The sequence below is a fragment of the Blastopirellula sediminis genome (genome assembly GCF_020966755.1).
Classification (GTDB): domain Bacteria; phylum Planctomycetota; class Planctomycetia; order Pirellulales; family Pirellulaceae; genus Blastopirellula; species Blastopirellula sediminis.
On record NZ_JAJKFT010000010.1, the window covers coordinates 4009618 to 4022920 of the forward strand.

Below are 13303 nucleotides of genomic sequence, written 5' to 3' on the forward strand. Positions count from 1 at the left end.
CGGCCTTTTTTGAATCGATTCGCTGCGGCGAACGTTAGTTCCACCACCAGGTGGCGCCGCCGGTCTTGGCGTTTTGTTCACGCAGCGGCTCCATGGTCGGGACCGCTTCGTTGTTGTCGGCGACCGCCCACGAGTTGATGTCGACGCCGCCCGAGACGGTGAGAACCCAGTTGTTCCCCTTCTTCAGGGCGCTGACGATGCTGGGGACGTTCTTCGGAGCGTAGTACTCTTGCTGCGTCATCGAGTTGGTCGCTTCGCCGAGCATCGGCAGTTCGATGTTCGCCTTCTTCAGCATGTTCTCTTTCGAGATCAACGCGGCGACGACGCACATGTCCATGATGTTGCGGAGTTCGCCGAAGATCTTGTCTTCGCCCGACAGCTCTTCGTACTGAGCGGTCATCAGGTCGGCCCACTTCTTGGCGAGGGCGCCTTCCTTACCGGTCTGCACGACCTTGCCGTCTTCGGTGATGATTTCGTCTTCGGTCATCGCTTTGACGCCCGGACCACGCAGTTGCCAGGCCAGACCATCTTCGCTTTTGGCGAGCGGTTCGTAGTTGCAGGCCAACCACCAACGCGGAGCGGCGTTCGCTTGCAGAGCGCGAACCGACGCGATGTCGACGAAGCTCGGCAGGCCGCGAACGCCCGACTTGTCATGACCCATGGCGATTCGCTTCATGCGGTAGTCGGCGCCGACCAGCACGCGAGCGAAGTGGCTCGTCTGCGGAACGCCGTGAACGGTGACGTCCTGCATGCCCATCGCAGCTTCGATCCCCTTCACCGCAGCCGGCGAGAACTGGCGGACCGATTTCATGTATTGGTGGAAGTTAACGCGTCCCTGTTCGGTCGGATCGATCGAGCAGGTGATGCCGCCGTTGCGAGCGTTTTCGACCGTTTGCAGCGCGACGACCAGGTCTTCCAGCAGCAACACCGGACGACCGGTGGTGACGCCGACGACGGTGCCGTATTCGTCAACTGTCCAGCCTTCGCCCGGTCCGGCCAGAACAATATCGTTCTGTTCCGGATAAACGAAGACATATTCGATACGCTGTAATCCGGCGAGGTATTTCACTTCGTCAGGCAAAACGCCTAAATTATTCTCTTGAGCGTCTTTGATTGCCGCATTCAGTCCGCGGAGCGAAACTTTCCGCATCGGGACCGGAGCGTTCAATTCGCCGGGAGCCTTCTCCAGAGCTTTCAACATCTCGGCTCGCAGCATCCGCTGCGAATCGACGCTGGCAAGACTCACGACCCCTTGGGCGTCAATCGAGATACCACCGACCGAGTTGGATCGGAAGTTCTGATGCCCAGCCATGGCCGACGTCGGCAAGGCTAACGCCGCAACAACGAGCAGTAGCAGGGATTTTGTGGAAAGGTGGCTCACAGTCCGAATCATTGCGAAACTCCTGAGGGATGCTGGCGAAAATGACGCGCACCCTAAGCGTCTGACTTGCGTATTGGTTCCGGGAGAAACCCCAGATAGGCAGCTGAAGAGCGTGGAGCCCGCCGCGCCGTAAACCGGCTTGAGGGCAAGAAACTACACAAACTTACGATAGTTCCGGTCTACAGAGTTTGCAAGAAAACGTCCGCTAAGTTACCCAAGTTCTACGGATTTGAATTATTCGAACCGTAATTGCCGCCTCGTCCTTGGACGAGAGCGTTACCTATAATTTAATATTCTTACGCTCCCAGTGCCGCCGAGGACCTCGTCAGAGGACTTAAGTTCAATACTGATAGCGATTTACCACAAAAAACGACAAGGGATGCCGTTTTAATACCTGATGGTTGCCTTTCTCATTATCCGTGAAGGTTCGAACTGGACCGACGTTTTTCGGCTCGTACCGGGGCACACGGTAACGATTGGGCGTGCGCCGACCAACCAGATTGTGATCAAGGATGATCGTTGCAGCCGTTACCATGCCGAAATTTTCCTCTCTGAGGGGGAATGGATCCTGCGGGATCTCGACTCCCGCAACGGGACGGTCGTCGGCGAAAACCCCATTAGGGGGGACTGGAAGCTCGACTTCGGCCAGGTCATTCGGATCGCCAGCATGCAGTTGGCCTTCGTCGAGGACCTGAATACCGCCTTCCCTGACCACTCCGGCAGCAGTTCGCACCTTTTCAACGACGTACCCGAGAACGATCCGTCGATCTTCCAGACGATCGACGAAGAGCATGTCCTCGACATCGTCGAACCGACCACGATCACCCACCGCCGCGGCGAAACGAAGTTTCTGAAAGCCGAGTCGAACAAAGGGGACGCGTCGACGATTCCCAAGGTCGGCAAAGCGGCGACCCTGCTCTGCAAGTTGGCGTTCGATCTCGCCAACCAGACCGATACCACCGCGGTCGCGAATTTGGCGCTCGAAGGTCTCTTTGAGTGCACCAGCATCGACGCCGGCGCCGTCTTGCTCTTGCCGCGCAGCCATCGCGGAGTTGCAACCGAAAAAGATCTCGAACTGATCGCTTCGCGCGCCGACAAGGGTCCGTCATATCACCGCGTCTCCCGCTTCCTCGCCAACACCGTGTTGCGCGAAGGGGAAGCGGTGCTGGCTCGCAACGTGATGGACGATAGCCGGTTTGGCATCCGCGACAGCAAAGGGGATATCCACGCGACCAGCGTGTTGTGCGCCCCGATCCGACAAGATGGCCGCACCATCGGTGTGATCCATCTCTATTCGACCGACGCGGGACGAATTCCGGATCCGGACGATCTCGAATTCACCTTGGCGGTCGCCGACAACGTCGCGCTCGCCCTGAAGAATCTCGGCCGCCAGCTCGAGCTGACCGAGACGATCTCGCAAACGCAGGTCGAAATCGACGAGCTGCGCAAGAAGCTGGGCGCCGAAAGTCAGATCGTCGGCCGCAGTCCTTTGATCATGGCGCTGCAGCAACAGATCGCGCGAGCCGCGCCGAGTCGCGCAACCGTGCTGATCTGCGGCGAAAGCGGCGTCGGCAAAGAACTGGTCGGACGCGCGGTGCACTTCGCCAGCCCCCGGAAAAAAGGGCCGTTCGTTTGCTTGAACTGCGCCGCTCTTTCGGAGTCGCTGCTCGAAAGCGAACTGTTCGGTCACGAGCGGGGCGCGTTTACCGGCGCGACCGATCGCAAGATGGGGAAATTTGAAGCGGCCCACATGGGAACGCTGATGCTCGACGAAGTGGGCGAGATGAGCGAGGCGATTCAGGCCAAGTTCCTCCGCGTCCTCGAAGGGCATCCGTTTGAACGGGTCGGTGGCAGCGAGCCGGTGCAAGTCGACGTCCGCGTGATCGCCGCGACCAACCGCGATCTGGAAAAAGAGGTAGAACGGGGACGCTTCCGCCGCGACCTTTATTTCCGTTTACGCGTGGTTGAGATTACCGCTCCTCCGCTGCGAAAACGACCGGAAGATATCGTCGAATTGGCGAGCCACTTCCTGGAAAAGTACAACGCCGAGACCGGCCGCAAATTGCTCGGATTCACGCAGGCCGCGTACGAGCATATGAAAAAGTATCGCTGGCCCGGTAACGTGCGCGAACTGAAGAACGTCATCGAACGTGCGGTCGTGCTCGCGCAAGGGGAGCGGATCGATGTCGAAGATCTGGCGCTCTCGAACCTCGCGACCTCCGGCGACACGGCCGATAACATCTCGCTCTCTGACGAATACGAACCCGCTTCGCTGGCGGAAGTCGAACGTCGTCACATCCAGTTGACGCTGGAGTCGACCGGCTGGAATAAGAGCCGTACGGCCGCCATTCTCGGCATCGAACGCTCGACGCTCGATCGCAAGATTCGCCGGTATCAACTCCGGCCGAACGCCGTCCAGCGTTAGCACGTCGCTCATTCGGTTGGCGCTTGCGGAAATTCGTATGTTCCGGTTGCGCCGAAGATGACGATTGGTCAGGCCAATAAGTCTCCATATGCGGTCCGCCTCGTTCCGATTGTTCCGGTTGAAAAGTTTCGTCCCGATTCGGGTGCGTCGGACGTTTTAGAAAACCGACGCTGGCAGCTATTTCTGGGCGTTCTCGCTAAATTGTGGCGAATAATTCCATCGGAATTGTGCGGCCAACGCTGGTCGCGACATGGCGACAATCCAAGCAACCACAATAGCGACGATCCATCATGGCGACAGCGGAAATCACCACCTCGGCCGGCTTTACCTGCACCGATCCCGTCCTGACTCAAGCGGTCGTCGAATCGGTCGCCGCCGCATTGACGATGTGCAATACCAGCGCCCGTTGCGTCGGCGTCGCCGGCGTGCCGATGGGAGAAAAGGGGCTGGTCACCGGCATCATCGGCGTCCATGGCAAGGTCTCCGGCTTTATCACCATCAACATGTCGGAACGGATGGTCATCAAAGCGGTCGAAGGTCTGCTGCAGGACGAGTTCGGCAAGTTGACGTCGCAAGTGGTCGACGGCGCCGGCGAAATCACGAACATCATTTGCGGCGGCATCAAGTCGAAGCTCGCCAAAACGCCGTGGGCCTTCCAGGGAATCACCGTTCCGTCGGTGATCATCGGCGAAGGCTATCGCATGGCGTTCGCCCGCGGACTGGAATTCGTCAGCGCGACGTTTGAACACAATGACCCTGACGCCGTCATGCTGGAAGATCGCTTGATGAGCGTCAGCATGTCGTTTTTGCGTCTGTAAGAGCGAACGGTGATCAGCTACTTCTGATCATGCCGTCGATATTGGGCTGCAAGCTCTTCAATCGGAACGCCGCGGTGATAGGCGGCGATCAGACGCCAGTTGAGCAGCGTCTGGCGAATCACTCCCCGCTTCTCCCAACGCCGAGCGGAAGCGTAAACGGGACCACGCAGCAGCGTCGGCCAATAGCGTTTGCGCAGCGTCTGCGACAGGAGATAGTCTTCCAGAAACGGAACTTCGGCGAAGCGACCTGCCGCTTCAAAAGCGTCGCGGCGGACGGCGATCGCTTGATCTCCGTAGGGCATGCCGAACCAGCGAATCCGCAGATCGTTCCCTCGTTCGACCAGACGATAGATGAGCGACGTCGCGTCGATCCTCTGCCGGAACGCGCCGAACGTGAAGTCGCGCTCGCGGTTGCGAATCTCCGAGATCGAATGCGGCGACAGGCGACAATCGGCATGTAAGAACAGCAAGACGTCGCCGGTGGATGCGGCGACGCCTGCGTTCTGTTGAATCGCGCGACCGGGGGGAGAATGAATGACGGTTGCGCCCGCATGGGTCGCCAGGCGAACCGTTTCGTCAGCGCTTCCGCCGTCGACGACGATGATCTCGTCGGCGCCGGCATCTTTGGCCGAACGGACCGCGGCTAGAATGTTGGCTTGTTCGTTCAAAGCCGCGGTGATGACCGAAACGCGAATCACGCGTTTCAACTCCGAAGGGCCGACTACTCGGCGGCCGCTTCTTCGACGTGCGAAGCGGTGACGACCGCTTGTTCGGCCGTTTCCTTCTTCAGGGCGGCTTGCTGTTCGACAGCGCGTTCGACCAGCGTTTCGATCGTCGTTTCCGACTGGGCGCCAACCAGCAGCGAGCGACGCCAGCCGGTGTTGGTCTTGCGGTAGAGAATCAACTGCGGGATCGAACCACCCTGCATCAGCTTGCCGGCCAGACCCGAGTCCGAGTCAGCGTCAACTTCGGCGTAGGCGACGCCGGTCAGTTTCCCTTTGCGAAGGAGCGACGGCATGACCGAACGCTTCATCGTCACGCAGCCAGGGCACCAGTTGGTTCCGACCAGCACTAGCAGCGGCTTGCCGGTTTCGTCCGCCGATTGAAAGGCAGTCTTGTAGTCATGTTCGCCACCAGCCATGGTAGCCTGCAGCAATACGGCGAGAACGACGCCATGCATGGGTAAGTCCTTTGTACGTAGTCGACATGACGCAGCGGTAATGAAGCTGTTTACCGGCGGGGCGAAAAAGACCTGACGAATCGCCTGGCGCCGCTCGATTCTGGTGCGATCCTTCAAAAAAACCGCGAACGAACGACTATCTTTCCCATGCCCAAGGTAGGGAAACCGTGCTGCGCTCCTGCGACAGAGGGTTTGGGTCTTCCAAAGTCACGATTAACGCCACAGTTTACCTGAGTCGTTACAACCTGCAAGGACTTCCCTATCGCTCTCTTTAGAAAAAATTGCGTATTTGCCGTATTCCCACTTCCGGGGTGCATCCAACGCCGAACCATTGCTTGACTGCGTGAAATCGCTATCCTTAAGCAGCGGAACATTTTAGTTTTATTCTAAACGGCCGATACATGCGTCTGCGAGTGGGTGTTATCGGGCTAGGGCCAGAATGGGATTCTCGCCATCGCCCTGCTCTCCTAGCTCTTGGCGATCGCTTTCACGTCGAATCGATCTGCGACGAAGTGTCTCTTCGCGCGGAGAACGCTGCGCGGCAAATCGGCGCGCGAGCGGTCAACGGGTTTCGTAAGCTGGTCGCTGCGCCAGAGATTGAAGCGGTCCTGATGCTCGGACCGCAATGGCACGGCGTTGAGCCGCTGATCGCCGCCTGCGAAGAAGGAAAAGCCTTCTACTGCACGTCGATCTTGGAAATCGCCGGCGCCAACTCGGCGACGTTGCGTGATTCGGTCGATCGCGCCGGCATCGCGTTCATGGCCGAGTTTCCGCGGCGTCATTCGCCGGCGACGATTCGCCTGAAAGAGCTGATCGCCACGCGATTAGGAGCTCCGCAGCTTCTTTTTTGCCACGAACGGATCCGCAAACCCGAAAATGGCCAAGCCGATCGTTTTGGCCAACGTCCCGTCAAACGCCATGTCGCTGAACTCGTCGACTGGTGTCGCTACGTGGTGGGAACCGAGCCGGAAACGGTCTTCGGCGTGCAGCACCGCAAAGATGCGGACAACAATCTCGACTATGAGATGCTCAGCGTCGAATTTGAATCTCCCACCGGCGGCGCACCCGTGATCGCTCAGATCAGCGCTGGTAGTTATTTGCAGCATCGCTGGCCCGAAGCTTCGTCGTTCCGACCTCCGGCCGCACTGCAGGTTTGCTGCGCCAACGGCGTCGCGTTCGTCGATCTTCCTTCGACCCTCATCTGGTTCGACGAAGCGGGCCGTCACATGGAATCGCTCGATCACGAGCGCCCGGTCGGCGAGCAAATGCTCAGTCTGTTCCACCGAAGCGTCACTAGCTTGCTCCGCAATACCAGCTGTCTCAATGACGTCGACTGCGCTTTGCGAGTGATGCGCGCTGCCGACGAAAGCTACGACCAGCGGACTCGAGTCGCCATCAGCGCTGTCTAATTCGTCCCTTCAGATCCGCCGTTGGAAGTAGTGACTTCCCTTCTTCGCCACTTAATGGGGCGGCGATTCTCCGAGGTGTCGAGGGAATTTTCTCGGGAAAAATTTTGCTAGCGAGCGAGCTTTACTTTTCTTTGGCTCGTATATGCTATGGGAAAGATCGGCGATAGTCGCACTGGGAATTCTTGGCCAATCCCAGCGACCAATCGGGCAAGTTGCCGAACTTCTCGGAAACTGCCATCGCCGATTTCTAGCCAGCTCGACCTTCCCACACCAACCTTCCGCCTTGTACGGATCCCTTGCAAATGCATCGCCGCGAATTGTTGAAAGGCGCCGCCGCCGCGCTCGCCTCCACCGCTTTTCCATGGGCCTCGCTGCTAAGCGTCAGTGCCGCCCAGGCGGGACTCAAACCGCTGGGAGAGCCGCATAAGTTCAGCTTTGAAGTCCTAAAGAACCAGGCTCGCGAGTTGGCGAGCAACGAATACATACCGCCGCGCGATACGCTTCCCGAACCGATCGCCAAGCTCGATTGGGATCATTGGCAAGCGATCCGTTTTGACGATGAGCAATCGCTCTGGCGCGACAACGATCTCTGGTTCCAGGCACGCTTCTTTCATCTCGGCTTTACGATCAAAACGCCGGTCCGGATGTTTGAAGTCGCCGACGGCCAGGCACAAGAGTTGGCGTACGACTTGGAGATGTTCGACTATGGCAAGAGCGGCGTGAAGCCGGAGACGTTGCCGGCCGATCTCGGCTTCGCCGGCTTTCGTTTGAACTTTCATACCGACTGGATGCGGGACGTCGCCGCGTTCCAAGGCGCCAGTTACTTCCGCGCGGTCGGCGGCGAAAAGCAGTATGGCCAATCGGCGCGCGGATTGGCGGTCGACTGCGGCATGGGATACCCGGAAGAGTTCCCGAACTTCATCGCTTATTACCTGGAGCGGCCGAGCAAAGACTCGTCGACGGTGACCGTCTACGGCTTGCTCGATTCGCCCAGCGTCAGCGGCGCCTATCGCTTTCTGCTCACGCCAGGCGATACGTTCGTGATGGACATCGACGCCGCCCTCTATCCGCGGAAAGAGATTGCGCGGCTCGGCATCGCACCGCTGACCAGCATGTATCAGTACGGTGAGAACGATCAGCGGATGGCCAACGATTGGCGGCCCGAGATTCACGACACCGACGGTCTGCAAATGTGGACTGGCGGCGGCGAATGGATCTGGCGACCGCTGGTCAATCCGCAAGGCGTTCGCGTCAATTCGTACTTCGACGACAACCCGCGCGGCTTTGGTCTCTTGCAGCGCGATCATGACTTCGACCACTACCAGGATGACGGCGTCTTCTACGATCGCCGCCCGAGCGTCTGGGTTGAACCGAAGCACGACGCTGACGGCCAGGGTTGGGGGAAAGGCTCGGTGATGCTGGTCGAGATTCCGACGGTCGACGAAACGTTCGACAACATCGTCGCCTTCTGGAATCCGGTCGAGAAGCCGCAGCGCGGCGAAGAAGTGTCGCTCGGTTACAAACTCTATTGGGGCGCTCGGCCGCCGGTCACGCCGCAAGGAGCGACCGTTCGCGCCACGCGAACCGGAATCGGCGGCGTTGTGGGACAGCCGCGGAAGTATTTCTCGTGGCGGTTCGCGGTTGATTTCGCCGGCGGCGACTTCGGCCACTTAGGAACGGACGCGCAGGTCGAACCGGTGATCGAAGCGTCACGCGGTCTGGTCGAGATTACGTCGGCCCGGCCGTTAATTGAAGTGAACGGCGAAGGCGTCAGCGGCTACCGAGCGATGTTCGACTTGAAGCCGACCGACAACAGCTTGGAGCCGATCAACATCCGAATGTATCTGCGCTGCAACGGTCAGGCGCTGACCGAGACGTGGCTCTATCAGTGGACCCCGCCGAGCGATGTGCAGTTGGTCGAGCCGGCGGCAGAGAAAGCATCGCCGAAAGCGAAGACGTAAACCAACTTGGTTAGCCCTGGTAGCTCCGCTACCAGGGCGGCGCAGCCGCAGGAAGCTCAATCCCCGGCAAATAAAAAAGGGGCGGCATGCACGCTCCAACGAAAATCATTTCGCCGTTGTTCGATACGCCGCGGAGTGTTGCTTCTTGCCGACGATGTCGGCCCCGGTAGCGGAGCTGCCGCGGCTAACCGGAAATGACGTGAGACGAGACCGCGAAGCGAACCCTTAGTCCACTTCCGGTTCCTGCATTTCTTCGTCGAGGCTGCGCAGCTCTTCGACCCAGAGGCGGATTTCGTTTTCGTATTCGCTCGCCAGGTCCCCTTTGACCAGTTGGCGATGGAACGCGGCGGCGCCCCCTTTGCGATGTTCGGCGTCTTCGGCCGTGGGGAAGCGACGCATCGGATCGGGGGCGATCAGCCCGCGGCAGAAGGTCATCAGCAATTCATTGCAGGCGACTTCTTCCGGCAGGATGTCGGTCAGACGCTGCGCGAGGAACCGCTTCGCTTCGAGCAAATCGCGATAGTTGTTCAGCCCGGCGAAGAGGGAACGCCCGGCTAACATTTCGATCAGCACGTAACCGAGGCTCGCCAGGTCGCTGCGCGGCGACGCTTCGTTACCTTCCAGCACTTCCGGCGCGGCGTACGACGGCGTGCAGGTCCGTTCTTTCGGCGGCGCGTCGATCATGAAGGCCGAACCGATATCGATCAGCTTGGCCGTTCCGGTCCGCTTCAGCATCAAGTTCGACGGCTTTACGTCGCCATGGACGATCCCTTCGCGATGCAGCGCGGCGAGCGCCGCCAGACAATCCCGAACGATCGCCACGGCCACGCCCGGCTTGAAGCGCGGTTGATCGGGCCCCTTGGTGACGATCACCTGGTTGATGTATTCCCACCGCTTTTGCGTAACGCGATCACGGATCCGCTCGACCATGCCGGGGGTGAGCAACTCTTGCAAGTCGTAGCCGTCGACCCATTCCATCACCATCACGCGAATGCGGCGGCGATCGAGGAAGTTATGGACTTCCAGCAGGTTGTGCTGCTGAATCTGGGCGACGCGCGACGCGATCTGCGCGATGCGGTTCATCGCGATTTCGTAGGTATGAATCCCCTCGTAGCGTTCGGGGGAGAAGACCTTCACGGCGAGCGGGATCGTAAAATCGTCCGCTCCGCGGCGTTCGGTCAAAAAGACCATTCCCTGGCCGCCGCAGCCCAACAGGCGGCGCAGTTTATAGTGTTCCGTCCAGCTCGATCGCTTGGCGTGAACGAGCTCGTCGTAGCGCCGCAGCAGATCCTCAGGACATTTGAAGGTCTTCCCCTCGCTGAAGGTCAGCGTGGGATGCAGGTCATGGCGCGTCGTGGTGAGCATCGGCTGGGCCTTATCATCACCGAGGGGGTATTCGAAGTCTGCCATTACTAGGACCGAGTCATCTTAAGAAGCATGATGGGAAAGCGTCTAGATGAATATCCTGCGGCCTGATGGGGGGGCAAGCCGTAGGGATCATCCCTATCAAGGGCAATCTCAGCGGGGAGCGGGACGCAGTGGGAACCCAAGGCGTTTGTCGACCACGTTGATCAGCGGCTCGCCGGCGCGAAAACGACGGAGGTTTTCGCAGAACAAGTCGGTGACGTCATCGTTTCGAGTGCGGCCTTGGGCGCCGACATGCGGCGTAATAATCACATTGTCAAAATCCCAGAGCGGACTATCGGGGGGCAAGGGCTCGACTTCGGCGACGTCGACTCCTGCCGCGGATAGATGTTTCGACTCCAGAGCGTGGATCAATGCGGACTCGCGAACAACTTGTCCGCGGGCCACATTAATAAAGATAGCGCCCGTTTTCATCGCTGCAAATTGATCTGTATCAAATAGATACCGAGTTTCGTCGTTGAGCGGCAAGGCGAGGATTACGACGTCCGACTGGGCCAACAGGTCATTCAGGCGGTCGGCCGGCCACAACTCATCAACGCACTCTGGTTTGTCGTACGGACAGTAGTCGGTCGCGATGATGCGATTTTGAAACGGGACCAGGATTTCGGCCAATCGCCGCCCATTTCCGCCGAGACCGACAATGCCGACCGTTTTGCCGTGCAGGTCCCCCGTCGGTCGGCGGATGTATTCTTTTTTCAACTGGGCTCGGAAAAAGGTTGGAAGCGAACGAACCACTCCCAAGAGCAGCGCCATCGTCTGCTCGGCCACCTGGTTGGCGAACAACCCCGAGGCGCTCGTAACCGGAATTTCCGATGCAATCACTTCCGGAACCAGACAGTGATCCATCCCGGCGGCCGACGACTGAATCCACTGCAGACGCCCCTGCGCAACCGTTTCAGCCCAGGGAACCGGAACCTTGGCGTGACCGCAGTAAATGTCGGCCTGCGGCAGCGCTTCGGCGATCCCCTCTTGGCCGGCGTCAATCACGTTCCAATCGCCGGCGGCTTCCCGAATCTGCTCTAGATGAGCCGGGACGGTTTGATAACAAAGAACGATATTCATGGGGCTAGTTCACAAAAACTTCTTCGTAATTTTTCTATCGTACCCGGCGGTGCGAATCTGCGTGAGACCGGTTTTCCTTCGCTTGCGATATAATTCAACCGATTGGCGAACCTATCGGCGACCGCGATGTCCTGGGGGAACCGATTAGAACCAATCCTTCTAAAGACCCCGCAATGGACGCAACGCCTCACCTGCTCTCGGAAAACGCCTCTTGGTGGCGTCGGCGCTGCGGAATTCGCGAAGTATTGATCGTCGCGCTGCCGCTGGTGATCTCGACCGCTTCCTGGTCGCTGACCAACTTCATCGACCGGATGTTTCTCTTCTGGCATTCGAAGGAAGCGATGGCCGCGTCATTGCCGGCGGGGATGCTCCACTTCTCGATACTCTGCTTTCCGATCGGCGTGGCGTCGTATGTTAATACCTTCGTCTCCCAATACAATGGCGCCGGCGAACATCGGCGAATCGGGCCGATCGTCGTCCAGGGAATCCTTTGGGGCTGCTTCGTCGCTCCCTTCTTCTTTTTGGCCGCAATTCCCGCGAATTACGCCTTTCACGTCAGTACGGTCGATCCGGAAGTCGCCCGTCTGGAAGGAGTCTATTTCTGGGTGTTGGCCTTTGGCGGCGGCGCATCGATCGTCGCCAACGCGATGTCGGCGTTTTTCTCCGGGCGGCAGAAGAACGGAATCGTGATGGCGGTCGACAGTAGTTCCTGCCTGGTCAACATGGTCCTCGACTACTTTTTCATCTTCGGGTACGTCTCGTTCGTGCCGGACGGAATCGCCGGCGCGGCGTGGGCGACCGTCATCAGTCAGTGGGCGAAGGTCGTACTCTACGGCGGGCTGATCGTGCTGCCGGCCAATTGGCGCGAGTATGGTTTTGGCGAAGCGCGGCTTTGGGACTGGAGCGTGATGCGGCGGTTGCTGCGGTACGGTTCGGCGAGCGGCGTGCAACTGGCGCTGGAAGTTTCGGCCCTTACCTTCTTCCTGTTGATGATGGGGCGTTTGGGTTCGGAAGCGATGACCGCGACGAATCTCGCCTTCTCGATCAACGGCTTTGCGTTCGTCCCGCTGGTGGGCTTGGGAATCGCCGTCTCGACCTTGGTCGGAAGAGAAATCGGCGCCGGCCAGCCAAGTATCGCGAGCAACGCCACCTGGTCGGGCTTCATGATCGCGCTGGTCTACGGCGGGACGATGGGGATCATCTTTTTGACCCTGCCCGATCTGTTTCTGACGTTTCATAAAGGGACCGACCACAGCGTCGTCGCTCAGCCGGAAGGGGTCTTGGCGACCGTGACCATTCTGCTGCAGTTCGTCGCGGTCTTCTGTTTGCTCGACGCGACGAACGTCGTCTTTGTCAGCGCGCTGAAAGGCGCCGGCGACGTAAGGTTTGTGATGGTAGCGACTTGCGTGATTTCGATCCTGCTCGTCGGCGGCGGAGCGGCCGTTTTGCTAACCGGCGGCGGACTGTATGGCTGTTGGGTCGTGCTGACCCTTTGGGTCTTTACCATGGGAGCGACCCATTTTGTCCGGTTTTTGATCGGTCGCTGGCGCAGCATGAAGGTGATCGAGCCGGAATTGGTTTCGGCGTAAGTCCTTTTGAGTAGAGGGCTTGTGGTGTCTGTGTAGGGTGCGTCTAGACGCAC

The 13303-nt window shown here is 59.2% G+C and carries 10 protein-coding genes; 5 read left to right on the forward strand and 5 right to left on the reverse strand.

Features of this window, described 5'->3' with window-relative positions; translation table 11 throughout:
• Positions 1–34: 34 nt before the first annotated feature.
• Positions 35–1393, reverse strand: coding sequence for a DUF1598 domain-containing protein (locus tag LOC68_RS27885; protein ID WP_230225088.1), 1359 nt, complete (start codon positions 1391–1393; stop codon positions 35–37).
• 385 nt (positions 1394–1778) lie between these two features.
• Here LOC68_RS27885 and LOC68_RS27890 point away from each other — a divergent pair, with 385 nt between their 5' ends.
• Positions 1779–3806 (forward strand): sigma 54-interacting transcriptional regulator, encoded by a 2028-nt coding sequence (locus LOC68_RS27890; RefSeq protein ID WP_230225089.1) that lies wholly within the window; start codon positions 1779–1781, stop codon positions 3804–3806.
• Positions 3807–4096: 290 nt separating this feature from the next.
• Complete coding sequence (locus LOC68_RS27895; protein ID WP_230225090.1) at positions 4097–4624, forward strand: chemotaxis protein CheX; 528 nt, start codon at positions 4097–4099, stop codon at positions 4622–4624.
• 17 nt (positions 4625–4641) lie between these two features.
• On the opposite strand, the gene LOC68_RS27900 is transcribed toward LOC68_RS27895, so the two are convergent.
• Together LOC68_RS27900 and LOC68_RS27905 are read right to left on the reverse strand one after the other, a co-directional pair.
• Positions 4642–5322, reverse strand: coding sequence for a TIGR04283 family arsenosugar biosynthesis glycosyltransferase (locus LOC68_RS27900; RefSeq protein ID WP_230225091.1), 681 nt, complete (start codon positions 5320–5322; stop codon positions 4642–4644).
• A 23-nt stretch (positions 5323–5345) separates the two neighbouring features.
• Complete coding sequence (locus tag LOC68_RS27905) at positions 5346–5804, reverse strand: thioredoxin family protein (RefSeq protein WP_230225092.1); 459 nt, start codon at positions 5802–5804, stop codon at positions 5346–5348.
• 401 nt (positions 5805–6205) lie between these two features.
• Between LOC68_RS27905 and LOC68_RS27910 the strand changes: the two genes are divergently transcribed.
• Both LOC68_RS27910 and LOC68_RS27915 read left to right on the forward strand, forming a co-directional pair.
• Positions 6206–7213: a Gfo/Idh/MocA family protein gene (locus tag LOC68_RS27910; RefSeq protein ID WP_230225093.1), complete on the forward strand. Its 1008-nt coding sequence runs from the start codon at positions 6206–6208 to the stop codon at positions 7211–7213.
• 302 nt (positions 7214–7515) lie between these two features.
• Complete coding sequence (locus LOC68_RS27915) at positions 7516–9174, forward strand: glucan biosynthesis protein (RefSeq protein WP_230225094.1); 1659 nt, start codon at positions 7516–7518, stop codon at positions 9172–9174.
• A gap of 225 nt (positions 9175–9399) precedes the next feature.
• On the opposite strand, the gene LOC68_RS27920 is transcribed toward LOC68_RS27915, so the two are convergent.
• Both LOC68_RS27920 and LOC68_RS27925 read right to left on the reverse strand, forming a co-directional pair.
• Entirely contained in the window at positions 9400–10539 is a 1140-nt protein-coding gene (locus tag LOC68_RS27920) for a serine/threonine protein kinase (RefSeq protein WP_230225095.1), read from the reverse strand.
• Between the two features lie 153 nt (positions 10540–10692).
• On the reverse strand, positions 10693–11661 hold the full coding sequence (locus LOC68_RS27925; protein ID WP_230225096.1) for a D-2-hydroxyacid dehydrogenase: 969 nt from the start codon (positions 11659–11661) through the stop codon (positions 10693–10695).
• Between the two features lie 173 nt (positions 11662–11834).
• On the opposite strand from LOC68_RS27925, the gene LOC68_RS27930 reads away from it, so the two are divergent.
• Positions 11835–13250 carry an MATE family efflux transporter gene (locus tag LOC68_RS27930; RefSeq protein WP_230225097.1) on the forward strand — a complete coding sequence of 472 codons (1416 nt, stop codon included), beginning with the start codon at positions 11835–11837 and terminating at the stop codon, positions 13248–13250.
• Positions 13251–13303: the final 53 nt, after the last annotated feature.